Annotated in this window: 19 protein-coding genes and 1 pseudogene; 5 read left to right on the top strand and 15 right to left on the bottom strand. The window is 47.0% G+C overall.

Annotation, left to right across the window (positions count from 1 at the left end):
* Nucleotides 1-26: 26 nt before the first annotated feature.
* Nucleotides 27-1,808 carry a tetratricopeptide repeat protein gene (locus tag ACYVGR_RS15310; RefSeq protein WP_460958126.1) on the top strand — a complete coding sequence of 594 codons (1,782 nt, stop codon included), beginning with the start codon at nucleotides 27-29 and terminating at the stop codon, nucleotides 1,806-1,808.
* Between the two features lie 69 nt (nucleotides 1,809-1,877).
* Nucleotides 1,878-2,333, top strand: a complete 456-nt coding sequence (locus tag ACYVGR_RS15305) for a hypothetical protein (protein WP_460958124.1) — start codon at nucleotides 1,878-1,880, stop codon at nucleotides 2,331-2,333.
* A 405-nt stretch (nucleotides 2,334-2,738) separates the two neighbouring features.
* On the opposite strand, the gene ACYVGR_RS15300 is transcribed toward ACYVGR_RS15305, so the two are convergent.
* From ACYVGR_RS15300 to ACYVGR_RS15235, 14 genes and pseudogenes are all read right to left on the bottom strand, one after another.
* On the bottom strand, nucleotides 2,739-3,155 hold the full coding sequence (locus ACYVGR_RS15300) for a hypothetical protein (RefSeq protein WP_460958122.1): 417 nt from the start codon (nucleotides 3,153-3,155) through the stop codon (nucleotides 2,739-2,741).
* A gap of 28 nt (nucleotides 3,156-3,183) precedes the next feature.
* Nucleotides 3,184-4,371, bottom strand: a pseudogene (locus tag ACYVGR_RS15295) (hypothetical protein); the annotation flags it as partial.
* 25 nt (nucleotides 4,372-4,396) lie between these two features.
* Nucleotides 4,397-4,825, bottom strand: coding sequence for a hypothetical protein (locus tag ACYVGR_RS15290; protein ID WP_460958120.1), 429 nt, complete (start codon nucleotides 4,823-4,825; stop codon nucleotides 4,397-4,399).
* Nucleotides 4,822-6,576, bottom strand: a complete 1,755-nt coding sequence (locus ACYVGR_RS15285; RefSeq protein WP_460958118.1) for an McrB family protein — start codon at nucleotides 6,574-6,576, stop codon at nucleotides 4,822-4,824. The genes ACYVGR_RS15290 and ACYVGR_RS15285 overlap by 4 nt, the downstream gene beginning before the upstream one ends.
* Before the next feature lie 11 nt (nucleotides 6,577-6,587).
* Nucleotides 6,588-7,580: a DNA cytosine methyltransferase gene (locus ACYVGR_RS15280; RefSeq protein ID WP_460958116.1), complete on the bottom strand. Its 993-nt coding sequence runs from the start codon at nucleotides 7,578-7,580 to the stop codon at nucleotides 6,588-6,590.
* 29 nt (nucleotides 7,581-7,609) lie between these two features.
* Nucleotides 7,610-7,954, bottom strand: a complete 345-nt coding sequence (locus tag ACYVGR_RS15275; RefSeq protein ID WP_460958114.1) for a helix-turn-helix domain-containing protein — start codon at nucleotides 7,952-7,954, stop codon at nucleotides 7,610-7,612.
* A gap of 107 nt (nucleotides 7,955-8,061) precedes the next feature.
* A complete protein-coding gene (locus ACYVGR_RS15270; protein ID WP_460958112.1) occupies nucleotides 8,062-9,228 on the bottom strand; it encodes a Wadjet anti-phage system protein JetD domain-containing protein in 1,167 nt (388 codons plus the stop codon).
* Nucleotides 9,221-12,682, bottom strand: coding sequence for an ATP-binding protein (locus tag ACYVGR_RS15265; protein ID WP_460958110.1), 3,462 nt, complete (start codon nucleotides 12,680-12,682; stop codon nucleotides 9,221-9,223). The genes ACYVGR_RS15270 and ACYVGR_RS15265 overlap by 8 nt, the downstream gene beginning before the upstream one ends.
* Nucleotides 12,669-13,286, bottom strand: a complete 618-nt coding sequence (locus tag ACYVGR_RS15260; protein WP_460958108.1) for a DUF4194 domain-containing protein — start codon at nucleotides 13,284-13,286, stop codon at nucleotides 12,669-12,671. Before ACYVGR_RS15260 ends, ACYVGR_RS15265 begins: the two co-directional genes overlap by 14 nt.
* Nucleotides 13,287-13,394: 108 nt before the next feature.
* On the bottom strand, nucleotides 13,395-14,858 hold the full coding sequence (locus tag ACYVGR_RS15255) for a DUF3375 domain-containing protein (RefSeq protein ID WP_460958106.1): 1,464 nt from the start codon (nucleotides 14,856-14,858) through the stop codon (nucleotides 13,395-13,397).
* A gap of 247 nt (nucleotides 14,859-15,105) precedes the next feature.
* Nucleotides 15,106-15,438, bottom strand: a complete 333-nt coding sequence (locus tag ACYVGR_RS15250) for a HepT-like ribonuclease domain-containing protein (protein WP_460958104.1) — start codon at nucleotides 15,436-15,438, stop codon at nucleotides 15,106-15,108.
* A complete protein-coding gene (locus ACYVGR_RS15245) occupies nucleotides 15,431-15,739 on the bottom strand; it encodes a nucleotidyltransferase family protein (protein WP_460958102.1) in 309 nt (102 codons plus the stop codon). The genes ACYVGR_RS15250 and ACYVGR_RS15245 overlap by 8 nt, the downstream gene beginning before the upstream one ends.
* A 76-nt stretch (nucleotides 15,740-15,815) precedes the next feature.
* Nucleotides 15,816-17,177 carry a sensor histidine kinase gene (locus ACYVGR_RS15240; protein WP_460958100.1) on the bottom strand — a complete coding sequence of 454 codons (1,362 nt, stop codon included), beginning with the start codon at nucleotides 17,175-17,177 and terminating at the stop codon, nucleotides 15,816-15,818.
* Nucleotide 17,178: 1 nt separating this feature from the next.
* Nucleotides 17,179-18,156 (bottom strand): acyl-ACP desaturase, encoded by a 978-nt coding sequence (locus ACYVGR_RS15235; protein WP_460958098.1) that lies wholly within the window; start codon nucleotides 18,154-18,156, stop codon nucleotides 17,179-17,181.
* Nucleotides 18,157-18,317: 161 nt separating this feature from the next.
* On the opposite strand from ACYVGR_RS15235, the gene ACYVGR_RS15230 reads away from it, so the two are divergent.
* Entirely contained in the window at nucleotides 18,318-19,061 is a 744-nt protein-coding gene (locus ACYVGR_RS15230; RefSeq protein ID WP_460958096.1) for a lysophospholipid acyltransferase family protein, read from the top strand.
* Between the two features lie 71 nt (nucleotides 19,062-19,132).
* Nucleotides 19,133-19,753 carry a hypothetical protein gene (locus ACYVGR_RS15225; protein ID WP_460958094.1) on the top strand — a complete coding sequence of 207 codons (621 nt, stop codon included), beginning with the start codon at nucleotides 19,133-19,135 and terminating at the stop codon, nucleotides 19,751-19,753.
* A 24-nt stretch (nucleotides 19,754-19,777) separates the two neighbouring features.
* Here the strand turns inward: ACYVGR_RS15225 and ACYVGR_RS15220 are convergent, their stop codons facing one another.
* Nucleotides 19,778-21,166 carry a sigma-54-dependent transcriptional regulator gene (locus ACYVGR_RS15220; protein WP_460958092.1) on the bottom strand — a complete coding sequence of 463 codons (1,389 nt, stop codon included), beginning with the start codon at nucleotides 21,164-21,166 and terminating at the stop codon, nucleotides 19,778-19,780.
* A gap of 189 nt (nucleotides 21,167-21,355) precedes the next feature.
* Here ACYVGR_RS15220 and ACYVGR_RS15215 point away from each other — a divergent pair, with 189 nt between their 5' ends.
* Nucleotides 21,356-23,122, top strand: a complete 1,767-nt coding sequence (locus ACYVGR_RS15215) for an ArnT family glycosyltransferase (RefSeq protein ID WP_460958090.1) — start codon at nucleotides 21,356-21,358, stop codon at nucleotides 23,120-23,122.
* Nucleotides 23,123-23,246: the final 124 nt, after the last annotated feature.

Raw genomic sequence — 23,246 nt, 5'->3', positions numbered from 1 at the left:
ACGCCCTCAACACAAGCTTTCCGCACATGGCGTTACCCGATAAACTCGCCGACCTATTTGGCCAGAGCAACTCACCTAAACTCCCCGCCGTCAAGGGATTACAACAACTTAGCTACAAAATCAGCTGGGACCCGCTCGACGATGGAACAGCACCGCCGGAGCTTAAGTCGCAACTGGCAGGTTTATATGAGGCTGTGCGAAACCGACCCAACCGGCGGCAGGTAGAGCAGTTGCAGAATCTGGTTCAGCAGTATCCTAATGTACCTATATTGAAAAACTACCTGATGCTGGCTTATGAACTGACGGGGCAGAAGAGCCGCGCCCGCGAGTTACTGGACCAGACCGTGAAGCAGCATCCGCGCTACCTGATGGGACTAGCCAATAAAGCCCATCAGTATTTACAACAGGACGATACCGAGGGCGTAGAGGCACTATTCGGCGGTCCACCTACCGACATTTCGCTGTTTTATCCCGACCGATCGGAGTTTCACGTATCGGAGGTAGCTAACTTTACGCACGTAGCGTTTGCCTACGATCTGGCGAAAAACAAGCCCGATGCGGCCGAAACCCGGTTGCGGCTGCTGACCGAGCTGGGCTATCATTCTAAAGAGCAATTACGGTCGCTGAAGCAAGAACTGGATTTTGCCCGGATGCGCTACAACCTCGATCAGTTGCAGGAAGGTTTAGCCAATGCCATCAACATCGAAGGTTCGTTTCGGGCGGGCGACAAACAGACTAACGAGCCGCCTATTTTCCAACACCCCGAAATTCAGTGGCTTTATCAGTACGGCTATACTATTCCGGCCGATAAAATTGCTACGCTGCTGGCCCTACCTCGTCCGTCGCTCACTGCCGATTTGTCGAAGGTATTGCTCGATACCATCTATCGGTACGAGCATTTTCAGGAGGAAGATTGGGATGAGAAACGGCACAACTTTGCCAGTCATGCCCTGTTGCTGGCTACTGAGTTGCAAGCCGACGAGTGTCTGGAGGCCGTCCTGGAAACACTTCGGCAAGGTGGTGATTTTCGGGATTTCTGGTGGGGCGATTATACCGATGATTTTTATGTACCTTATTTCCGGCAATTGCTGCCTCAGCAGGCCGATGCCCTCAAGGCGTTCATGCTGGAGCCGGATGTGAACACCTATTCGAAAAGCACCATCTCGAACGCCTGGGAACAGGCCGTGCAGGACTACCCCGAATGGAAATCCCTGGCACAGACCTGGTACGCGGATGTGTTTGCCTATTTTCTCAACCATGCCGACGATGAAGACCTGCTCGACGCCGACCTGATTGCGTTCATGATCAGCGACGTAACGACGTTACACCTCACAGAACTGATGCCACTGATTCGAACGGCCTACGCCCGCAATCTGGTTACGCTGAACATTCAAGGCGACCTGGCTGACGTAGAGCGCGAAATGATCAAACGGTCGCTGCCGCCCGACCACCGACCGCTACGCTCCATACTGGAGCAGTACGACTATCTGCGCGATCCGTCGGCCTGGCACAAAGCCCATCCCAATCCAGAACTGGAAGCCTGGCGCGAAGAACGTAAAGAGAATCTGATTAACAACCCGAAAGAAAGCGAATGGGATTTTCTGGACGACGAAGACGATGATACGCCCCCGAATGGTGCGCTGTTCCCGTCGCAACGGAGTAGCTACCCTATGCCGCGTCAGGTACAACCCACGCCCGGACGTAACGACAAAGTATCGGTTCGCTACACGGATGGGAAAGTCGTGAAGGACGTGAAATACAAGAAAGTCGAAGCTGATGTTCAGGCCGGGAAATGTGTATTAATGTAATTCATTGTCTACGTTCTGAAGCGTTTACGCCAACATCGGGTGTAAGACATGAAGAAATAGTAAAAAATTATGCGTGTAGAAGATTTATCGCCCGAGACACTCGACCGAATAAAGGGCAGTCGTTGGGATCGCATTATTGAGAAACACGAAGGCCCTGAAACGTGGGCGTGGAAGTTTAAAACGTACTCGCCGGACGATATGATTTTCCGCTGGGAACCCAACTTCGACCCGGTTGCCGCTCGCCCACAGTTCATCTCGATAGGCGATTATTGGATACTTTTACCCATGAGCCGAAGCCACCATCCGAATGTCACCATTCTGCATCATTTTCGGAGCGAAGACCGCGCCAAGTTGGTTGTCTACCTCAAAGACACTACCTACGACGATAGTATATTCGGAGCTGGATACGTTGCCATTGGTGACCTCCAACCAGAAGGCTTTTACCTGACCACGCTCTACCATGAGTGGTTCATTATTGATTATGACGCAGAGGCCAAGGCTACGTTTGGGGAGGAAGATTCTTAGGAGCCTCCGTTATTTCAATATTACTATGGCTTTCTGTGCTAGCAAGGCTGGCATTGTATCATCATCTTCGTCCATACCCCAAATGTAGGCGTGAGAAAGGTTCTCAAATCCATGTTCTTCAACTGTACAAGGATCATGGAATGCTGACAAACCAATATGTAGTACATCCGCATTAGCTAAAGAAGCCAGTGCAAACTTACTGAGGTCGCGTACAGACTGTTCAGGTGTAGTCAGACTGGCAACATCGACCGACAGCTTTCCTTCGTCCTTAGGCCTGAGTTTAAATTAAAGTTTCTTGAAGTTGGCCGACCGTCGGGATCAACATATTTATGCCAGGGCGAGCGGTATATACTCCGGTATAGTTGTTCTTCGTCTGCTACGGGGGTACTATTCATCAATCCTACATTATCGGTTAAGCCATTGTAACGTTTCCCGCAACGACTCTGGGGTTAGTGGTCCTTGTTGCGGAACTTCATCAGGCTCAATACGAACAAATTTGATTCGATTGTTTGGGTACGCCAGCAATTCAGCCGATTTATCACCTTTGCGCAGATTAATCATAATTTCGCCTACTGGGCCAGGTGATGTGTGGTAAATAGGTTGCCCGGTTGCCGTAAGAAGCAGCGCAATATCCAGTGCCGCCAGTACAGTTTGATGCGCTGGCGCAATGGCCTCATCCTCATCCCAGTTATCTACGAGCTGCTGATACGCAATGATGGCAGCTAGATGCTGACGGTTGGGCGATGGTAAACCCACTACGGATTGAGTCGGGTTAATTTGCCCCGCCAAAATGCCCTGTGCGAAGTCGAGTATATCGAACATGATCGATGAGTTTCGAGGCTACGTAGGTTTATGTCAAATCAAACGGTTCCACTTGCGCCGACTCTCCAAAAAGCTTCTCTAAATTTATCAATTCAGCTTTAGGATATGCTATTAAAATAGCGTCAGTAAACTCAGATGGGCGGTACATTCTGCCAATCAGCTTTTGAAAATGCTGAGAGACGAAATCGTTCAAAGAAAATGTTAAGGGAGTAACTTTATAAAAGGCATAATTTTCCCGCAGATAATTCACTAGCTTTTGCCTAAATAATGTCCTGGTTTGTTTTTGAAAACGGTCATGATCTGTCCGATTTCCAGACACATATGCTGAAAGAACGTAAAGAAAATTGATATTATACGCTTGTAGCAACAACGTATCACGATCAAATAGCCTGCCGGGAAAATGATGATTAGGTGGCTCTATACTTTCAGTAAATGTTAAGCTGGGATCGTTCCAGGTTAGCTGACTATTCACTACTGCACTTATAAAAAAATTAGGCGTAGGGTTATAACCTTCTGTCAAGGGATCACGGTAATATAAGGGCTGCTTTAATTTGCTTTTATTCAGTAAGTCGATGTTATACTGAATAACATTTCTAGCATATGTATACTGTTTATGAATGGATTCTCTACCAAATCGAGTCGTATCTTTATAATACTTACTGTCGCCGATATAATAGATATGATCTACATTTACTAAATCCCTGTAGTCGAAAATGTGATCAAGTTCTTTACCATCCTTCTGTAGCTTGAAGCGATCAAGGGCTGATTTATCGGATAATAGATTATCAATCATATCCTCAAAAATGCGGTTAAAATCGCGCGCTAATGTTACTTCAGGTAAATGACGATTACTACTAACACGGTCCTGATTGGAAAAATACCCACAAAGAAGATTCCACAAGCGTAATAATTGATCAGAAAAATACTTGTAGCGAATCGGTCGGAGACGACGCAGTCCATTACGAAGTAATGCAGTCCGTTCAGAGCCGGTTGGTAATGTATAAACGTTGGGTAAATCAATTCGCAAATAATACCGTGCCCTCAAATCATCTAACACTAAAAGAAACAACACAATCAGTTCCTCATCGACGTTAATGGCCCGCTGTTTGGTAAAAGTTTGACTATAAATTGGTCGCCCAGTTTCATCTAACGTTGGGAGCTGGCGTGACACTGTTCGGTTCCAATCGGTCTGTCCGCGCTGGGCCGTACTACGCTTTTTTAGAAATGTAAGAAGAGAGGCATTACAATAAGCTCAACACCCAATCCAGTTCGGTTGCTGAGTGCCGGTCAGCAGTACTAATAACTGTTGGTAGGCCAACTGCTTCAGTTATTTCGTTATCAGGGTGTTGGCGTTGATACTGACGGATGGCTAAATACAGCCATGTTGAGATCGTAAATAAAAAATCAAGCCGCTGTTCTGTTTTGAGCTTCTGTCGAATATCTGGACGATATGGTAACTGTCGGAGATCATCGGGCAAATAATCACCTAGAAAAAGGCCGTTTTGAAGAAATACTTTGGGAAGAATAACAACTGCCTGTTTATCTGCATGGCAATATCCTACAAACGGCACTTTACTGTGCGTTGGCGAAACAGGCCAGTAATATCGTTCTGGTAGCAAAGCCGACAGATGGGAAGTTTCATAAGGATATTCTTCAAACAGAATTGTCATTCAGGTACGATGCCGTTCGCATCCATAAAGCGTTGCAAAAGGCTGATTTGCTCATCAGGCGTTCCTCGAAACAGATCGCCAAATGTTTTAATCTGGGTAAGCTCGCCCGATGCAGCTTTCTCCTGAAAAATTGTATTCCCTGATTCGTGCTCATCGCGCCAGACTTCGTTCCAGAGGTAAAACAGGACTTTGGCCCGAAATTGGTCGGATGAAACTACGTTATCGGCAGGATCAATAAAGCGGTTTCCTAGCTGCTTGTCCTCACTACCTTTAAGATCGTAAATTAACGGATTGATGGCTTCAATGAACACTCCCCAATTGTAGCGCAACTCGCCGATTTGAATATGTAGTGTACTCGCGTCTTTATAATCAATTGGAATGTACTGCCAATCCCACCGCCGTTTGAAAGCGCTGTCCATAGGGAACAACGACTGATCGGAGGTATTCATAGTGGCATAGATCAGTAGATTAGGTGGCAGCATCAACTGATCATAACCACCTGTATGACCTACATAGGTTTTTGGACCGATCAGTTTAACAGCTAAGTAACTGGCTAGATCAGTATCAGCATTTAATGTGTATTTCGAAAAGCCGGTACTGGAATCGCGGTCAAGAAGTTGAAAAAGGTCGCCAAAAATCTGAGCGCAGTTGCCTCGATTAATCTCTTCAATAATCAGGCAAACTGGCGTATCAAGATCATTCCATGCCTGTAGATAGGCTTTTGTGAATATCTGTGGCACAAAGGAATACGTGATTGTATTGTTTCCTTTCCCATCGTTAACGAGCGCTGGTTTGTATGCTCCAACAAAACCAGCATAATCCGTATCAGGATGGAATGTAGTACGGAACACAGTCATTCCCTTCGTGTCAATCTGCACCTGCCGTGATTTTCCCGCTCCAGGCGCGCCAAAGTAGATTTTTTGTTTAGAGGTTTTTCTAAGATCAGACATTCCAATCTTACTACCTTTCGACTTGGGGTCGACTGCTCCTAAATCAATTGTAGCTTTAAGTTCTGTTACTTCATCTGGTACGTACCTTGCAAGAACTGTATCAGCTAAATCTTCAGATACTTTCGGGTTAAACTGCTTAAATAGTGCCAGAAGATTAATTACTTTCTTTCTGTTTTCACTTGGATTATCTTCACTAAATAAGCTACTGATGTTGCCAGATGCCGATGTTGATCCAATCCCAAGTGTCGTTTCTTGCTCACTTAGACCGGATTTTTTGTAATAAGTTGATCTCTTAAACTCTTCTGGGGTTATTAGAAAGTGTTCTGCCGTTGTTAATACTTTAGCTCTAAGTGAACAGCGCGTTTTAGCCCATATAAATTGATTGATGTTTTCTGCAGGAACAGGTTTAGTTAATTGTTTATCCCTGTAAAAATATACATCTTCAACTTGAGCTAGTCCTATCAACCCCCTTCTTGCATTAGGACCGTCGCCACTCGGATTACGAGAGCCATGTACAAGTATCAATATATCTCCAATCTCTGGCTTTAAGTTATAAGTAGATTTCTGGTCTTTACCAGTTGCTTGAACAGTAACTCTCGGTGGTTGCCCAAAATCCATGACAATTTCATTTGGTATATTTTTTTCCCAAACTGTTTTATCATAGTAATTACGATAGTCACCTCCAATATCAAAATTCCGTATATCTACGTCAGGACGAATAAATGAGCCGCGTAAATTATCTTCGTCAGCTTTTCTAGGACCTAACCGGACTATATAAAAGCCAGGTAATGTTTGTGGCATTTGAGTTGAAATTATACTAATACGGAATCTTCACCGATAAGTGTTTCGACAGTAATCGATTCAATTTCCTGTGTCGCCAAAATACGCTGTCCGAGCCACTCCGTTACAGGTACTGAAACCGCGTTACCAAGAGCATGGTAACGCAAACTATCAATATCATCTTTGGTGTTGAACAATCCATCAGGCATTGTCCAATCTTTTGGAAAGCCTTGCAAGCCTTCGCACTCTTCTGGAGTAAGCCTTCGTACACGATCCCGATAAGGAATATAAGTTCTGCTCCAGTCAGTACCTGTATGGCGTCCACTTGTCGCTGCCAAACAAAAACCCATTTTAGGAGCAATTGGCGGATCCTGTATTAATTCTATTCCTTTTCGGCTAGTAAGGTCAACGCTTTCCATAAAGGGGGAAACAGTTTCCTTCCCTGGTTTTCGACCCTTCTCAAGATGCCTCGTGCCGCATTCGGGCTCAAAAAGTATTTCAGCGGTACGTCTTGGATTACGATGACATCCAACAATGTAGACTCGTTGACGTGACTGGGGGACTCCGAAATATCGGCTGTTAAGCACACGCCATCCCACACCATACCCGAGTTCGGCCAACGTTTGAATGACGACTCTAAAATCTCGTCCTCCGTTTGCAGTGAGTAAACCTGGTACGTTTTCGAGAACAACAATGGATGGTAAAGTTCTACTAAGTAGGTCAGCGAATCGGTAAAAGAGTCCAGATCGTTTCCCGTTAAGCCCATCGCGAGACCTTGCTCTCGCCAGCGATAAATCTTGGCATGGGAATCCTCCACACCAAACATCAGATTCAGGGACATCTGCATAATCAACTGTAGTTATATCTGTGTCTTTTTTTACGTGTGGCCAGTGGTGATGTAAAATATTGTTACAGAACTTGTCAATCTCGCATTGATAAACAGTCTCCATACCTGCTCGCTCAAAGCCAAGGTCAAATCCGCCAATACCCGCGAAAAAAGATGCAACTTTTAGCTTTCCACTCATAAAATAAAAAAGTAAATGACAGCAAAAGATCAAAAATCTAACTCCCCCTGCACAGCATTCTTTGCCCGCAAGTATTTAATTTTTTCTTCAGCGGCTCGTAGTACAGCATCTGAGCAGGCTTCGTCAGCTAGCTCATAGGCTACCTGATCAGAAAGGTACAGCACCAATACGTCCTCAAATGGCTCATTAAACAAAGCAGCTAGTTGCTCAACCTGAACACGGGTAGCTTTACGTTGGCCTTTTTCAATTTTGGCCACAATACTTGTGTCAATATCTAGCTGTGCGGCAACTTTACGCAGGGGCCAGTCAGCCCGCTCACGACATTGTCGTAACCAGTCACTAAACGTATTACGGCCGATAGATGTCTTGTCCATTTTATTTGGACGATTATTTTTGGACAAATCATGTCAATAAAAATGAGACTTGCAAATTCTAGCTCACTTTTTTGAAGATGAAGGAGAGGAACTGCATAAAATAATGATCAATAAGAGATCATTATTTCTTTAACAATCTCCCTCACCCACCTCTCCCCCAATCGCTCCTGCTCCACACGCCAGCCGTTGCGGTTGAGCAGTTGAAATAACGATTGTTCTTCATCCGTCAGAAAAGCTAATTCCGGTACAGAGGTTGATTCACCTTTGGTAAGGAGGTGCTTATGTGCATCGAACGTAGCGCGATCCATGAGGATTGATTGCGCTTTGGGGAAGAGTTTGCGGCACTGGTCTAGCATCTGGAAACCGTGGGCGTCCAGGTCGCCCCAATAGTAGAGTTGTTTGTCGTGCAGCCAGTCTGTGCCACCCAGCAATGTAACGGCGAAACCTCCACCCCAGATGGCAATACTGTCGGGGAGGTTCGGGAAGGTCAGAAAGGAGGTCAGGTTTTCGATGATGAACACACGACTTCCGGCCAAAGTCAACGCTCGAAATTCGCTCAACCAAACGCTAACGTGCGATAACGCGGGGTGTATACGTAGCGACGCATCCAGAAACCGAATCTTAACTAACGGTTCTTCTACATACACATGAAAGCGTTTGTAGAAATCGGTTTCGTCGGCGTTCAGGTGATCGGGAATCAGGTGATCGAGGAGAATGCGTAAAACAGGGCGGTTGGTCTCGATAAACTTGGTTGGCACGGCAATGGGCAGGCTCCGTACGTATTGCTGCGGTTTTGGATGTTGCAGAAAATAGGCGGTTACCTTTAACAAATCGGGCCATTTATCAGCCTGTTCAAGGATTAACTGAGGTATACGTTCCAACAAAGGAAGCAACGCGGGCGCTATTGTCTGAATCTGTTCGATAGTCTGTACAAAAACAGCGTAATCAGCCGCTTTGCCCGTTAGCTTCAGGAAATCCTCAAGGCCATCCAGATAAATGCGGGTAATGTAAGCATTCTGGCCCACCAGCTTACTTCCCTGCGTTGTCCACTCCAACGAATAGCCGAAGCCCCGCACCGCTTTCGATTGCTGATGCAGGGCTTCCTGTTCCTCCCGAATCGTAATAAACCGGGCAAGTTTATCGGCGGCTTTGTCTAAGCCAATCTGCGGAATATCCTTCGGGAAGAAGCCTTCGATCGATCCATTGAGTCGGGCACGGAGCACGTCGAGCCACCAGCGTTCAGCTTTCCGGCGAACTTCGTCGGGACTAATCATCGGTCAATGCAGTTTTGTGCAACTCTTTGGCCTCCTGGTATGCCTTAATGGTTAAGTTCCGCACCTTCGATAGTTCGTCAGTCCCTTTGGCAATGTAATGCACATGCTGCACGTATCGCTGGATGATGTTGACTTTTTCGCCGGGCGTTACAATCAGCAGTTGCAGGTTCATTCGCCCGAATAGTTCCAACCCATAACGGGTGCTTTCTTTAGAGCCACGTCCGAAGGCTTCGTCAATGACCACGAGCCGAAACGTACGTGGAGAGCCTTCCCAGGCAATATTGTATTGATACGAAATGGCCGACGCCAGAATGGTATACGCCAGTTTTTCCTTTTGCCCACCCGATTTACCCGACGAATCACTGTAATACTCCTTCTCGGCATGATTCTCCTTATAGCGTTCGCTGGCCCCGAATGAATACCACTGGCGTACATCGGTCACTTTGGTACGCCATCGCTGGTCTACTTCGTCCTGACTCATCAACCTGTCCAGAATCTGTTTAACATCGGCGAACTTCCGCTCAGCATAATTGTCAACGTCGCCCGATGTATTACTCAGGCAGTTACGCAGGTCATTTCGGAACGTAACAATGTCGGACGTTGTAACGGGCTCGGGCACCAGTTGAATGTAGGTATCCAGCGTAGGATCGTAGGTAATTTCGGCCAGCCGTTCGTTGATTTTCTGAATTTTATCCTTTACGTCTTTTTCCGATTTACCAAGCTGCATTTGCAGGTGCACAATGCTGTTGATAGTACCCTCCTTCAGTTCTTTCCGGAAACGCTCCTGGTGACGCGGTAAATCATCGTCGGTGATACGCTGGTATAATTCTTCATAATCGCGGGCGGCAGTTGGCATGGCCCGTGCCTCATAATCACGACTTTCGACAGGAAACGCATTACAGAACTGCTGCATCTTTTTGACAACATCCTGTCCGGTGCGTTCTTTTTGCCCATTCAATTTGTCGATCTCACCCTCTTTACCAGTCAATTGTTTACGAAGTTCTTCTTCTTTCCGCTCAATAGTATTGGCATTCAGACTCTGGATGTCAAGGCGGTCGTGAATAGCCGCTTTGTGGGCATCAGAAAGCTGATCGTTAGGAATGGCCAATCGGTTGAGTCGTTGCAGCCAGAGCGGTAGTTGCTCCATGATGTCGTCGTCGCTCCGGAAAAACGATTCCAGCAAGTCGGCATCCTGGCTCACTACGCCCAGCGTATCGAGTGCATCATAGAGTTTCTGAGCCAGTGCTGTGGTCTGGTTTTTCAAGCGACCCACCTCCTCGGCCTGTTTCTTGTAGGCTTCCTTTTTTGCTTTAAGTTTTAGATCGGTATTCGCAATATCCTCCTCCAGCCGACTCAATTCCGATGATTGTTCGGTCAATGCCAGCCGCTCTGTTTCGAGCTGTTCAATTTCGGCAGCCGTGCGCGACCAGTCCAGTTCCGAAAAATCGCGTTGTTTACGCAGTTCATCCACAGCTCGCTCCTGATCACCCAATTGCTTGAGCATCCGTTCCTGTTCATCAAATTGCTTTTTGGTTCGGCCAAATTGCTCATCAAGCAGCGACAACTGATTAATCAGTGCACTGATTTTCTCTTCATTGCTCCAACCCAGTACGTAGTTTCGGCGGTTAGTAAGGTCACGGCGATCGTCTTTTTCGTGCCGCATTTTGCCCATTTTTACCTGCCCATTACGAGTCATGGCGTAAGGCGTCCGGCGAAATTCCTCCACCGATTCACAGCAAATAAGATTATGTTCCTGTCGAAGCTGCGTATCCAGCCAATCATAAAACGGACTGTCCTCTTTGATATCCACCTTATTCACTAATGATTGTGACGAAACCCGGTCAACGTACCGATGCTCATGACCGATGGTTCGGTAATACACCACTCGTTTGCCCAATTTGATATGCTCCATCACCTCCGCCACGCGGCTGTAGTCGGCATCATGGACCAGCAAACTCAACCCTAACCCGTACAGTCGATTTTCGATAGCCCCTTCCCAAGCACTATCGTCTGGATTTACCCGAATTAGTTCACCCGCAAAGGGCAGATCGGACTCAGCCAACCCAGCGGCTTCAGCAATCCGCTGGCGAATCGTTAGCCAATCGCCCGGAATCTGCGTTTTGCGTTGTTTGAGTGACGAAATTTCATCCTGAAGTTCGTTGCGGTCATCAGTCAGTTGTTGAAGTTTTTTCAGCAGCCGATCACGTTCGTCCTGTGCGGCACTTCGGCGTTTTTCAAGCTGTTCGGCAACAGTATTTAACTGTCGCAGATTGGCTGTAAATGTTTCAACGTCTAATGACACGGGCAGAGAAAGTGTCTCACACAACTCACGGTAGCGCTTGGCGTTGGCGGTCCGCTTGGCACGAACATCATTTTTTTGGTCAATTTCCTGCCCAATAGCCGTAAGCCGACGCCCAACCGATGATGTTTCTCGAGCTATACGCAAGTCATTCAGGCGACTGATAAGCGCATCCACTTCACGTTCCAGTTCATCCCGTTTCCCAGCCTCAATCCCATAATAGGTATCATAAGCCTCCAATTCTTCCCGATAAATCTGGGCTTTGTGATAGGCAAAAAAAACGGGCAATTCCTCAGCTAACTGAGCCAGATCAGCAATAACAGTTTCCTGTTGCTGATAGTCCCGCCAGCGGCTGGTAACGGGCTCCAGCAATTTTAGTTGGTATCGGGCCTGCTGCACTGCTTCGTAGGCTGCGTTTAAATCGTCAAATCGCCGAATGACGGTGTCAATCGTTTGATCGATGTCGGTTTTACTCAGCATCTGGGCCCGTACAAAATCGGTCAGGTTAGCCACCTGCTTCATGGAAATGGTCTGGTAGAACAGATCGAGGGCCTCTTCGCTCCGAATGCCCAATAGTGACCGGAACCGGGTCGAATAATCCTCGAACGTATCATATACCCACTCCTTCTGCTCCTTTAGCCGCCGTTTGAGGTCGCGGATACTATCGAAGCCGGTAAAATGCTGTCGAATCATCAGTTCCCGTTCCGAAACAACAAAAAACTTATTGGGTGAATCTGTTATGTCGGGTACCGTAAATACCTGCGCCAGCGTGACTACCTGATTGGTATTTTGGGTCGTAAAATAAGCCAGTATAACGGTATGGGTCGTGGCTGGATCGCGCAGATAAACCGCTTTACTTTTGTGCGATGTTTCCAGCTTTTCGCCCTTGAACGCTCCCAGTACATAGGATTTCAGGTTACGCTCCCGCTTGTCGGACCCAGCGGCTTTGTTATACGTAATCCGATCATTCCGTACCAGCAGCGTGGTTAAGGCATCTACCAGCGTCGATTTCCCTGCGCCGATATCGCCCGTTAGTAAGGCATTATCGCCGTTGGGTTCGATATGCCAGACTTTCTTATTGAACGTACCCCAGTTTAGTACTTCCAGGCGGCATAAGCGATAGCCTGCTTTAGCGAAGGTGTCAGTCGGCGTCATGGTCAGGTGCTTGCTTGAAATAGGTGAGTGCGTATTGGCGAAGTTTTTCTTCAAACTCGCTGATGAATTCTATGTCGACAAATGAATTGAGAATCCGCCGAACTTCATATTCATTGCCTTCGCTCCCCAGACTACGTAGCAAACCGTATCGTTCGAGCGTATTGATTGATTCATCGATTCGGTCACGGATTTTAGCTTCATCGGTCTGACCAGCGTTCAGGAAATTGGTTAACTGCTCGTGAATATCAGCCCGGTTCACGCGCAGCATGTTTTCGACTGAAAAGCACTGGTGCTCAATCAACTGCTTCCGAAGAATCACAACAAGCAGCGTAGTTGGGTAATTGAGTTGCCTCTTTTCAATAATCGTAGGAAGTTGGTCACGGATATCGTCTTCTACGTCGAGTTCAATAAAGCGGGCGTATCCTTCAGCCTCGTCGAGTTCCAGATCACCACCCCATTCGGCAACGTGTTTGCGAACACTATGCTGGTGTTTCAGCAGCAGACGCCAGAGCCGGTCTCGTACTGGATTGTCCTGTTGTTGAAACAGTGGGCCTTTGTAAAGCGCACCCAACACCTGCGCCTTTTCGATTTGAGCGATATCCATTGCAGTATAGGTTTTGACATAACAATTTTTCTCTGACAGGATTTACAGGATGAACAGGATTATTTGCTCAAGAAAATCCTGTTCATCCTGTAAATCCTGTCAGAAGAATTATCGAACAAAAATTATTTTCGGCAATTGCAGCGTCCTCAATCCCTCCTCAGTAGCAAAGGTTATTTCATCCTGCGTATCCTCCCGAACAGTGGCCTTGTTCTGGGCTTCGCTCTGGGTTGCCAAAGTCAGATAGCCAACAATCTCGGCCAGTCCTTTTTGAGGAGGGAATTCGGTCAGCATGACTGCTAGCGAAACCTGTGGACGATGACGTAATAATTGGCCCACATTCGCTTCCAGTTGCTCCAATGAAACATCATCGTCAGTCAGAAGAGCCGATATATCGGCATCCTGTTCGCCGACTTCTAAAGCTAATGAACGAATAGTAGCCACAATAGGCGGTCGAAATAACCGGCGATTCAGAAAGAAATCGAGTTGCGGTTTGCCATCAATATGCATCAGATCGCGCTCTTTGGGTGGCTGCGATTTTATGCGGACAGCTAGTTCCAGTACCGATTCGATCTTTTGCAAAACGTGCTTATGCTCCCGAAAGAAATTGGTCTCGATCAGTCGACGTAAGCTTTTTATGATCAAATCATTGGCTCTGTTAACATGCCCTCCAGCTTCAACCAGATCGAATTTGAGCCGTTCGAGATCACGCAACGCCAATGTTGCATCCTGAAGCGCAGGCAATTGGACCACTTCACTCATTAACGCATCGAATTCATCCTGTTTCGTCTGATTCATGAGCAACTCCCAAAAGGCTCGAAAGCTTTTTCCCTGATCGTGTTCCCAGATACGCTCGTCAATCGTTGAAAAGAGTTTATCTAAAAGACGTCCTTTGGAGAGCGAGGTTGTTAGAATTTCATCTCGCAAATTCCTGTCAATATCCCGAAAATTCTGCTCTACCTGCCGAAAGTCGGCTAGTAATCGCCGGGCGGTTTCCTGTACCAACTGAAAATTTTCGCGGATACGCGTATCGTTCCATATGTCGAGTTCACCGCGTTCAATCCGATCAATTTCGGCTTCGCGCTCCCGAATTTCCCGGCGCAACTGCTCAATTCGCGTCGCTTTATCGCCCGAACTCCGGTAGGCTAACTGCTCCAGCAAATCAAACAAAACCCGCAGTCGAGATTCTGTACCAATGAACTCATGCTGATCAAGCTCCTGAAGCCAACGTAACAGTAGAACAGCGTCGGGTGTTAGTTCGTAAAATGGCTCATCATGAAGCAAATCATCGTAAAACCGACGTAGCATCCCATCTTTTGTCCATTCGTCCAGATAATCGCGGGGCGCCCTGGCGCTAGTATCCAGTTGATCGATGGCCAGTAAAAAGTCGGTGATGCGGTTAATCAGATCGGGCTCAAGATAACGACTCTGGCGACGCTGCTCAAACGCTTCGTGTAAACACGATACCATGATCGAAAAGCCATCCACTCGCTTCCGAAAAGCTGCCAGCACCGGGTGCCGTTCGTAGAGAGTTTTTGCCCATTGATAATCGAGTGCTTGTGCTTTTTGAGCCATAGAATATGCAGGTGCCAGGTTACCTGAAACACAAACCTATTCGTTAAGAACGTAACCTATGTACGCTCTTTCAAAAGCTAAACACTATTTCTATTTAACGTATGAAATTCAAATGGAAAGAAGCTAAAAGTCAACCTATACAGGGTAAAATATATTATGTGGTGTAGAAGGGATAATACAGTCTAAGCAGATAAACTTATTGAAGATCACAAAGCAAACCAACACGTACGATAAGTAATCTTATTACCTATTCTAAAACAGCCTCAACTTCCTGTTTTAGAATAGGTAAATTTTTCACAACCACACTCCACACAATTATTTCATCTACTGCATCATAAGCATGAATAACCCGGTTGCGCAGATCAACAATCCGGCGAGCGTTGGATATGGCTATTGTGTCATTTACTTTTAAAATGCGATTAGTTGCTTCTCCGATAATTTCTATTTCTCGTTCAACAGCGCGTTGAATCGTGATACTATTTTGATAGATTTTAAAATCGCGTTGGCCATCTAAATGAACATCGATATGGTCGATCGCTTCCAAAATATCTACTAGCCATTTACGAACGTCGTTATTCATAAATTGCCGTTTTCGTTTGCTCCAGTACTGTTATGAAATAAGGATTTTTGAGGGAGCGTTCGGTTACTAAATCGACAGGGCGGTTCAATACCGATTCTAACGCGTGGGCAATTGTAAAGTAATTTTCACTATAGCTCACTGGATCTAAACTTTCGTCAAAACCAATAAGCAGATCAACATCACTCGTCTCTGTAAATCGATCCGTACAAACTGAGCCAAACGCATACGCCCTTTTCACGCCATTCTCTTTTAGAATTCGTGTGACGATTGGCAACTGATCGGCTAAAAATGGATGGATCATAAGCTACTTCATTTGCTTGTTAAATAAGCATCAGATGTATCAAACGCTCGAAGTTTCTGTAAGTATAACGAAATTATTAAAACGTCAGACTAAACGTACTCCCTGCGCCGGGGTGAGAATCGGCGGTGAGTTGGCCGTTGTGGAGCTGCATGATCTGGCGGGATAAACTCAGGCCGATGCCGGAGCCGGTTTTCTTGGTGGTGTAGAATGGAATAAAGATCTGCTCCAGGGCTTCCGGTTCAATACCCGGCCCATTGTCCGTTACGCGAATGACTACGTGTGGCCCTAACGATTCCGCACTGATGTTGATAATGGGGACAATACCTTTCTCAACGCTCTCTACGGCATTTTTTACCAGATTCAGGAGCACCATTTCAATTTGGGAAGCATCGGCACGAATCGCCAGATTGGGTGATCCAACCGTAAACGCAATCTGACACTGAGGAGCATTAGCCTGGGTCAACTGCACAACCGTTCGTAAGAGCGGTTCAACAGGCACATCGGCAAAAATCGGTTGCGGAATGGTAGTGAAATTCCGATAGGCATCCACAAATTGCATGATACCCGCCCCCCGTTGCTCAATGGTGGTCAGGGCATCGCGCAGGTCATTGATTGATTCGCCAACCACCGAGGGGATCGCATTGAACGCATTATCACTCGGTAAGGCAAATGGCAACAAATCGGTCTCGACAATGTCGCGCATGGTGCCCGCCAACGATACAATTGGGGTAATAGAGTTCATGATCTCATGCCGCAACACCTTGGTCAGGTTCTGCCAGGCATCGAGTTCGCGTTGCTGTAATTCCGAACGGATGTTTTGCAACGAGACCACTGTAACCAGTCGTCCCCGCAACCGCACTGCCGTACAACGCACCGACAGTTCGCCATCGGCACCCGTCTGATACGAAACGGGCGTAGGCGATGCTTTCGCCGAGAGCAACAATTCACTTAGTTCGGGGTGAGTCGCGTTCAGGTCATTAAGGGTCCGTAATCGGTAAATGCCCAATAACCGAAGGGCAGCCTGATTCACCAGCTCCACTTGTCCGCTAACATCGAAGGTCAGCAGACCAACGCTAACGTGCTGAACAATCGTGTTGACATAGTGGAGGTTGGCTTCTTTTTCGGCCCGCGCCTGCCGGAACGCGTCCAGTACTTCATTGAACTGGTCGTTGAGTTCATAAAAGGAAGGCCCCAGGTTGTTATCGGCCCGAAACGAAACGGCAAAATCGGAATAGCGCACCGATTCCAGAAACCGGGTCAATTTACGGTTAAGGCTGGTCACATAACGGTACAGATTGACCGTTATCACGATGTGAAGTATGGCTAATGGAAACAGCATCAGGCCATTAACCTCCTGCAACCAGAAGTACGTTATGGCACTGGTCAGGATAATAATGCCAAGAATACGCCAGCCTATGCCGATAACGAATTGGTTCATGCTAGCCCGCAATCCAGCTAAATGGGTACTCCAGGGTAGGTACTTTGGTCCGTTCGGCAATCCGACGCAAACGACCAGGCAGCGCCATGACATAATCGCGGGCCCGCTGACCAGCATCGTTCAGATCGGTGATGGAATCGATTTTCCAGTCAACCAGCAACGATTCCGCAATCTCAATATAATCGTAGGTAGTGTACACGCCCAAACGCTGTGCCGCATCCGAAAAGTGGCTGAATGTCTGACCGATTTTCACGCCCGTTTCGCGCAGGAAGTGAGCGGGCATTACGATTTTCTTCCGCATCATGTCTTCAAATGCCAGCATCATTTCGGAGGGGTCGACTTCAAAAATCTGCCGGACAAAATCTTTATAGGCTTTGGCATGGCGCATCTCGTCGGAAGCAATTACACCACAAATTTTCGACAACTGATTGCAACCCGCCTGTTTAGCCAGCGTAGCCGTCCGGCGGTGCGATACGTTGGTCGCCAGTTCCTGAAACGAGGTGTAAACGAAATTGCGGTAGGGGTCTTTGCCCGTTCCAATGTCGAAACCATCGGCAATCAGGTACTGGGTCGATACTTCCATCGCCCGCATGTTGACCCGGCCCGATAGGTACAGGAATTTATTGAGCAGATCGCCGTGCCGATTTTCCTCGGCCGTCCAGCTACGAATCCAGCGCGTCCAGCCGCCGGGTTCGCCCTGCTGGATGCCTTCCATGTCCATCAGCCACGACTCATACGTGGGCAACGCTTCTTCGGTGATGGTATCGCCAACCAGTACGGCTACGTAATCGTACGAAAGCTCACGGGTGCTTTCGCGCAGTAGTTTTATATCGTCCAGAAATGAATCTTTTGTCGAATCGGGCAGAAAATCGGACGGTTGCCAATTAGTCTCGATAGGCTTAAGAAATTCATCAACAGAAGCGTCGATTTTTTCGCCGACGAATCGCATAACATCCAAACGTGTGCCAGATAAAATCATATAACAAGTAACAACAAAACAGTTCAATTTCCCTTAGTGACTACAAAGTTCGGCTAAAAGAGTCGATGTTTTAGATTCGCTTTCGTTTTTCTTCCCGACTATACGCGACTCATGCTTAATTTTGGGATAAACTAATTGCCGCGCCGACACTTGTCGCCTGTATGAAAAAACTTCTTGATTACCTTTTAAGCTGCGTTTACCTGCTTTATTTCGGGTTAGTGCTTTGTATTTTCCATGTGGCTCAGGTCATTGCATTTAACGTATTTGGCCGACCTGCCCACAAAAAAACGGTCGACTGGATGAACGCCTGTATCGCCTATGGCTGGTATCTCACGGGCAGCACCATTGACTTTACACAACAAACTAACCTCCCCACCGACCGGCCGATTATTTTTATAGCCAACCACCAGAGCATGTTCGACATTTCGCCAATTATCTGGTTTATGCGTCGACACACGCCCACCTTTGTATCTAAAGTCGAACTAGCGCATGGCATACCGGGCGTGTCGTACAACTTGCGAAAAAGCGGTGCTGCGCTCATTGATCGCAAAGACCCCAAGCAGGCGATTGTTGAGATTGCCCGATTGGGAAAGCTTATTCAACAGAACAATTTATCGGCCGTTATTTTTCCCGAAGGCACCCGAACCCGATCTGCAACCGGCGAAATGCGTCCATTTGTAACCGGCGGGGTAGCTACTTTGTTAAAACGGGCGCCTAACGCGCTTGTCGTCCCAATTGCCATTCGGGGAACAGGGCATTTCAACCCAAAAGGATTATTCCCGCTTACCTCGTTTTCAAAAATGTCGTGGACGGTACTCTCGCCAATAGAGCCTGCCGGACGAACTCCTGATGACGTCGTACAGCAATCCAGAGTAGACATCGCCACTGAGTTGGGACACGCTTAAATTAGCGAAAAACTTGCCTTTGTAATTATTAATGAAAACTTCGTTTATTTACGGGAAATTTATACCACCGCATGACTCCTGATAAACGTCTTGATCAAATCGAACCTGTATTAGCTGATGTAGCGCAGAAAACTGACCGTCTGATCGAATCAAATGGACAGATTCTTGTCATAGCCACTCGGGCTGATGCCAATGCTGAAATTGCTGCCCGAGGAGTCGCTGATTTGACGATTGAAATACGTCAGCGATTTGAAAAAGTTGATCTTCGTTTTACACAAGTTAATGAACGATTTGATCAGGTCGACGATCGATTTGTACGGGTGGACAAACGATTTGATCAGGTCGACGATCGATTTGTGCGGGTGGACGAACGTTTTGACCAAGTCGATCATCGATTTGTGCGGGTTGATGAACGGTTCGATCAAGTTGATTATCGATTTGTACAAGTTGATGAACGTTTCGACCAAGTCAATCATCGATTTGTGCGAGTTGATGAACGGTTTGATCAAGTCGATCATCGATTTGTGCGGGTTGATGAACGGTTCGACCAGCAACAGCAGCAAATTGATGATCGGTTCGAGCAACAACAGGCTCAAATTGATGAGCTACGAACTGAAATGAGAGAAGGGTTTGTACAGGTTAATCAAAAAATTGAGCAAGTACTGACCCTGCTACTAGATCGACTTAAGTAATTACTCGCTCAGAGTAAATACTGTTTACAACCCAAATTTCTCCAATCTTCTGTACAACGCCTGTCTTGATAGGCCCAACTCTCTGGCTACGTCGGTAATACTGCCCCGATGCTTTTGCATGGCCTGTTGAATAAGTTGACGTTCCATATCCTCCAGTTGCAGCGTTTCGTTCACAGGCGACACGGATGCCGAACCATTTTTGAAGATAAAATTCGTCGGCTCCAGCAAAGTCCCCTGAGTAGCTCCTGGCACATCAGGTTTAGCCAAAATAACGGCCCTTTCCACCGCATGTTGCAACTCCCGAACATTACCTGGCCAACGGTATTGCTTCATTTCCGCTAACAATGCCGGACTTAGACCCGAAATTGAGCGATTGTATTGCTTCGCATATCTTTTCAGGAAATGTTCTGCTAATGGTCCAATATCGGATGGACGTTCACGAAGGGCAGGCAGGTGAAGTTCGATCGTATTGATCCTGTAAAGCAAATCCTGTCGGAAAGCCCGCTCGGCAACACGTTCATTCAAATCAGCGTTGGTAGCGCAAATAAGCCGCACATCAATGGGTCGGGCTTTGTTCGATCCAACACGCGTTACTTGTCGCTGTTGCAAAACCGTTAGTAAACGAGCCTGTTGGGCAGGGCTCAGATTACCAATTTCATCCAGAAAAATCGTGCCGCCATTGGCTTCTTCAAACCGGCCTGCACGGTCGTCACGAGCATCAGTGAAGGCTCCTTTAACGTGACCAAATACCTCACTCTCAAACAAGCTTTCAGTCAGAGCGCCTACGTCAACGCTGACAAAGGGCTTATCACGCCGATGCGACTGGTCATGAATAGCACGCGCAACCAAGTCTTTACCGGTACCATTCTCGCCCAAAATCAACACGTTGGCATCCGTCGGAGCTACTTGTTCAACAGTATCCAGAACAGGCCTCATGGCCGAACCAATAATGTTCGTTTGTTTGGTCGCTTTTTTGGCTGGCGAAACTGGACCATCCGCTTTATTCGTATCGTCTGATTGCTGGCTACCGCCGGCTTTGCTGATAGCTCCGCGAATAGTTTCCAGGAATTTATCGTTCTGCCAGGGCTTCAGTACAAAGTCAACAGCACCCGCTTTAATAGCCCGTACCGCCATCTCGACGTCGCCGTAGGCAGTAAATAATATGACTCGCGCTTTGGGGTCGATGTCTAAAATACGGTCGAGCCAGGCAAAACCCTCACGACCGCTGCTCACATCGCGCTGAAAATTCATATCGAGCACAATGGCATCGTAGCGATTGTTATTGAGCAGAAATGGCAGTTTTTCAGGATTCTTTTCGATATCTACCGAAGCGACGTGGCGCTTAAGAAGCAACCGGGCTGCCAGCAGTACGTCGGGATCATCGTCGACGAGTAAGAGTTTAGCATCTTGCATACACTAAAGATAACGAGTTAGACGATTTGTTGCACGCTACTCTCGATTCAACAACGAATTACGGTTTTCTTACGTACTTTGACCCATAAAATTGTCATGAATGGTCTTCCGTAAGGAGGAGTGGTCAAAAGGGGCAACAACCAATTTCTGACTACATACGACCAGTCGCTGGCACTCTATTTTCGTTTAATGGCTGACAATTCTTCTCCTTTTACTGACCGCTGGTTTTATGCCCTTGTGGCCGTTGGCGTATTTCTGAATGCAACGGGCCTGTTCCCACCTGTTATGGAACTCGACGGTGCGCTATATGCCTGCATTGCCAAACAAATGGCGCAAACCGGCGATTTCATCAACCTGTACGCCGTCGGTACCGATTGGCTCGACAAGCCTCATTTCCCATTCTGGGTCATCGCCCTAAGTTACCGAATTTTCGGCATCAATACGTTTTCGTACAAATTTCCGGCATTGTTGTTTTTTTTAGGTAGCGTTGTGTACACTTATCAGTTCACTCGGCTAACCTATTCAAAAGTAACGGCTCAGGTAGCTTCGCTGGTGCTTTTGACAGCTTTTCACGGTGTTCTATCCAATAGCGATGTACGGGCCGAGCCCTATCTGATGCCGCTTATTATAGGACCTGTTTATCATTTTTATCGGGTATTTCTGAGCACTGGAAACACCGTATCTTCAAGATATGGTGTTTCTGAAAGTAGCCTGCATCTCCTAATAGGTTCCTTCCTGACGGGTTGTGCCCTAATGACCAAAGGCGTTTTTGTACTGATTCCGATTGGGGCCGGTTTAGTATTACATTGGCTGCTGACCGGCCATTGGCGGGAGCTATTAAAAATCCGCTGGTATTTAGCGATTGTGCTCTCATTTGCCTTTACGATCCCTGAAATTTATTGTCTGTATCAACAGTTCGATTTACATCCGGAGAAAGTCGTTTTTGGTAAAACGGGCGTATCAGGTATTCGATTTTTCTTCTGGGATAGCCAGTTTGGGCGCTTCTTCAATACAGGTCCGATTAAAGGTGAAGGCGATAAATTTTTCTTCGTTCATACACTGTTGTGGGCATTTATTCCCTGGTCGTTACCACTGTATATGAGCATCGGGAAAGGACTAGTCGATTTGGCAAAACGTCGCATCGGACCAACTTTCCAGCCCGAATACATTTCGCTCGGGTCTGGATTGGCTACGTTCGTTTTGTTTTCGTTATCCGGGTTTCAGTTGCCCCACTACCTGAATATCGTTTTCCCATTCTATGCGGTACTAACGGCTCAGTTCTTAGTAAGTCTTCAAATCTCTAATCTTCGCAAATGGACGATTGCCCAAACCGTTATCGGCATACTCCTGATTGTGGTCATAGGGGCACTTTTATGGCTGGTTCAACCGGTCGGGCTAAATACAGCTCTTGCCTGGGCATTAACCCTAACAATTCTGCTATTTGTGCTCTTTCGGCAAAACGATCTCCTGTCGCTAATGGGCCGTATGGTGGGGGTAATGTTCGTTGTGGCAGGGTCGCTGAATTTATTTTTATACCCGACTTTCCTGCGCTATCAGGCGGGTATGGCAACAGCAGACTATGTCAACACCCAACCGACGCTGGCCAATCGGCCAACTATTTTGTACGAACCGGGTACGGGCGTAGGTGGAGGAAGTTTCTGGTCGTATGAGTTTTATGCCGAAGGGCCTACTACCTATGCGCGAACCGATTCGGCTTTACGAGTTCAGGTGCAAACGGGTCCCAAATCTGTTTTTACAACCACCGAATATGCCGATTCGCTTGCCATGCGCGGCTTCGATGTCCGACAATTGGCCATCTTCCCCTATTATCACGTCAGCCAGTTGACGTATGATTTTCTAAACCCTTCGACCCGATCAAAAACGTTACTGCCTTATGTGCTGGCAGAAGTGCATATAAAGAGCGCATCGGAAAGCCGAACCGGAGTAAAAGAGTGAAAGAGCGTTTGATATATGCGATCTAACAGACTCAGATGAAGTTACGACAAAAGCGGACAAATTCCGTCCGAAAGCGGACAGCGCACTAATGCTGCCACAAATTAAATACCTGATAATCAACAGT

The organism is Spirosoma litoris (genome assembly GCF_054776755.1).
The sequence above is the reverse complement of the archived record's forward strand: the minus strand, read 5'-3'. Positions and strand labels throughout refer to the sequence as shown.

Bases quoted from the DNA above. Each gene is read 5' to 3' on its own strand.
- ACYVGR_RS15230 (WP_460958096.1), top strand. From the start codon at position 18,318: ATGAAAAAACTTCTTGATTACCTTTTAAGCTGCGTTTACCTGCTTTAT.
- ACYVGR_RS15305 (WP_460958124.1), top strand. From the start codon at position 1,878: ATGCGTGTAGAAGATTTATCGCCCGAGACACTCGACCGAATAAAGGGC.
- ACYVGR_RS15255 (WP_460958106.1), bottom strand. From the start codon at position 14,858: ATGGCTCAAAAAGCACAAGCACTCGATTATCAATGGGCAAAAACTCTC.
- ACYVGR_RS15270 (WP_460958112.1), bottom strand. From the start codon at position 9,228: ATGATTAGTCCCGACGAAGTTCGCCGGAAAGCTGAACGCTGGTGGCTC.
- ACYVGR_RS15290 (WP_460958120.1), bottom strand. From the start codon at position 4,825: ATGACAATTCTGTTTGAAGAATATCCTTATGAAACTTCCCATCTGTCG.
- ACYVGR_RS15240 (WP_460958100.1), bottom strand. From the start codon at position 17,177: ATGAACCAATTCGTTATCGGCATAGGCTGGCGTATTCTTGGCATTATT.
- ACYVGR_RS15275 (WP_460958114.1), bottom strand. From the start codon at position 7,954: ATGGACAAGACATCTATCGGCCGTAATACGTTTAGTGACTGGTTACGA.
- ACYVGR_RS15250 (WP_460958104.1), bottom strand. From the start codon at position 15,438: ATGAATAACGACGTTCGTAAATGGCTAGTAGATATTTTGGAAGCGATC.
- ACYVGR_RS15235 (WP_460958098.1), bottom strand. From the start codon at position 18,156: ATGATTTTATCTGGCACACGTTTGGATGTTATGCGATTCGTCGGCGAA.
- ACYVGR_RS15215 (WP_460958090.1), top strand. From the start codon at position 21,356: ATGGCTGACAATTCTTCTCCTTTTACTGACCGCTGGTTTTATGCCCTT.
- ACYVGR_RS15310 (WP_460958126.1), top strand. From the start codon at position 27: ATGGCGTTACCCGATAAACTCGCCGACCTATTTGGCCAGAGCAACTCA.
- ACYVGR_RS15260 (WP_460958108.1), bottom strand. From the start codon at position 13,286: ATGGATATCGCTCAAATCGAAAAGGCGCAGGTGTTGGGTGCGCTTTAC.
- ACYVGR_RS15285 (WP_460958118.1), bottom strand. From the start codon at position 6,576: ATGCCACAAACATTACCTGGCTTTTATATAGTCCGGTTAGGTCCTAGA.
- ACYVGR_RS15265 (WP_460958110.1), bottom strand. From the start codon at position 12,682: ATGACGCCGACTGACACCTTCGCTAAAGCAGGCTATCGCTTATGCCGC.
- ACYVGR_RS15220 (WP_460958092.1), bottom strand. From the start codon at position 21,166: ATGCAAGATGCTAAACTCTTACTCGTCGACGATGATCCCGACGTACTG.
- ACYVGR_RS15225 (WP_460958094.1), top strand. From the start codon at position 19,133: ATGACTCCTGATAAACGTCTTGATCAAATCGAACCTGTATTAGCTGAT.
- ACYVGR_RS15280 (WP_460958116.1), bottom strand. From the start codon at position 7,580: ATGAGTGGAAAGCTAAAAGTTGCATCTTTTTTCGCGGGTATTGGCGGA.
- ACYVGR_RS15300 (WP_460958122.1), bottom strand. From the start codon at position 3,155: ATGTTCGATATACTCGACTTCGCACAGGGCATTTTGGCGGGGCAAATT.
- ACYVGR_RS15245 (WP_460958102.1), bottom strand. From the start codon at position 15,739: ATGATCCATCCATTTTTAGCCGATCAGTTGCCAATCGTCACACGAATT.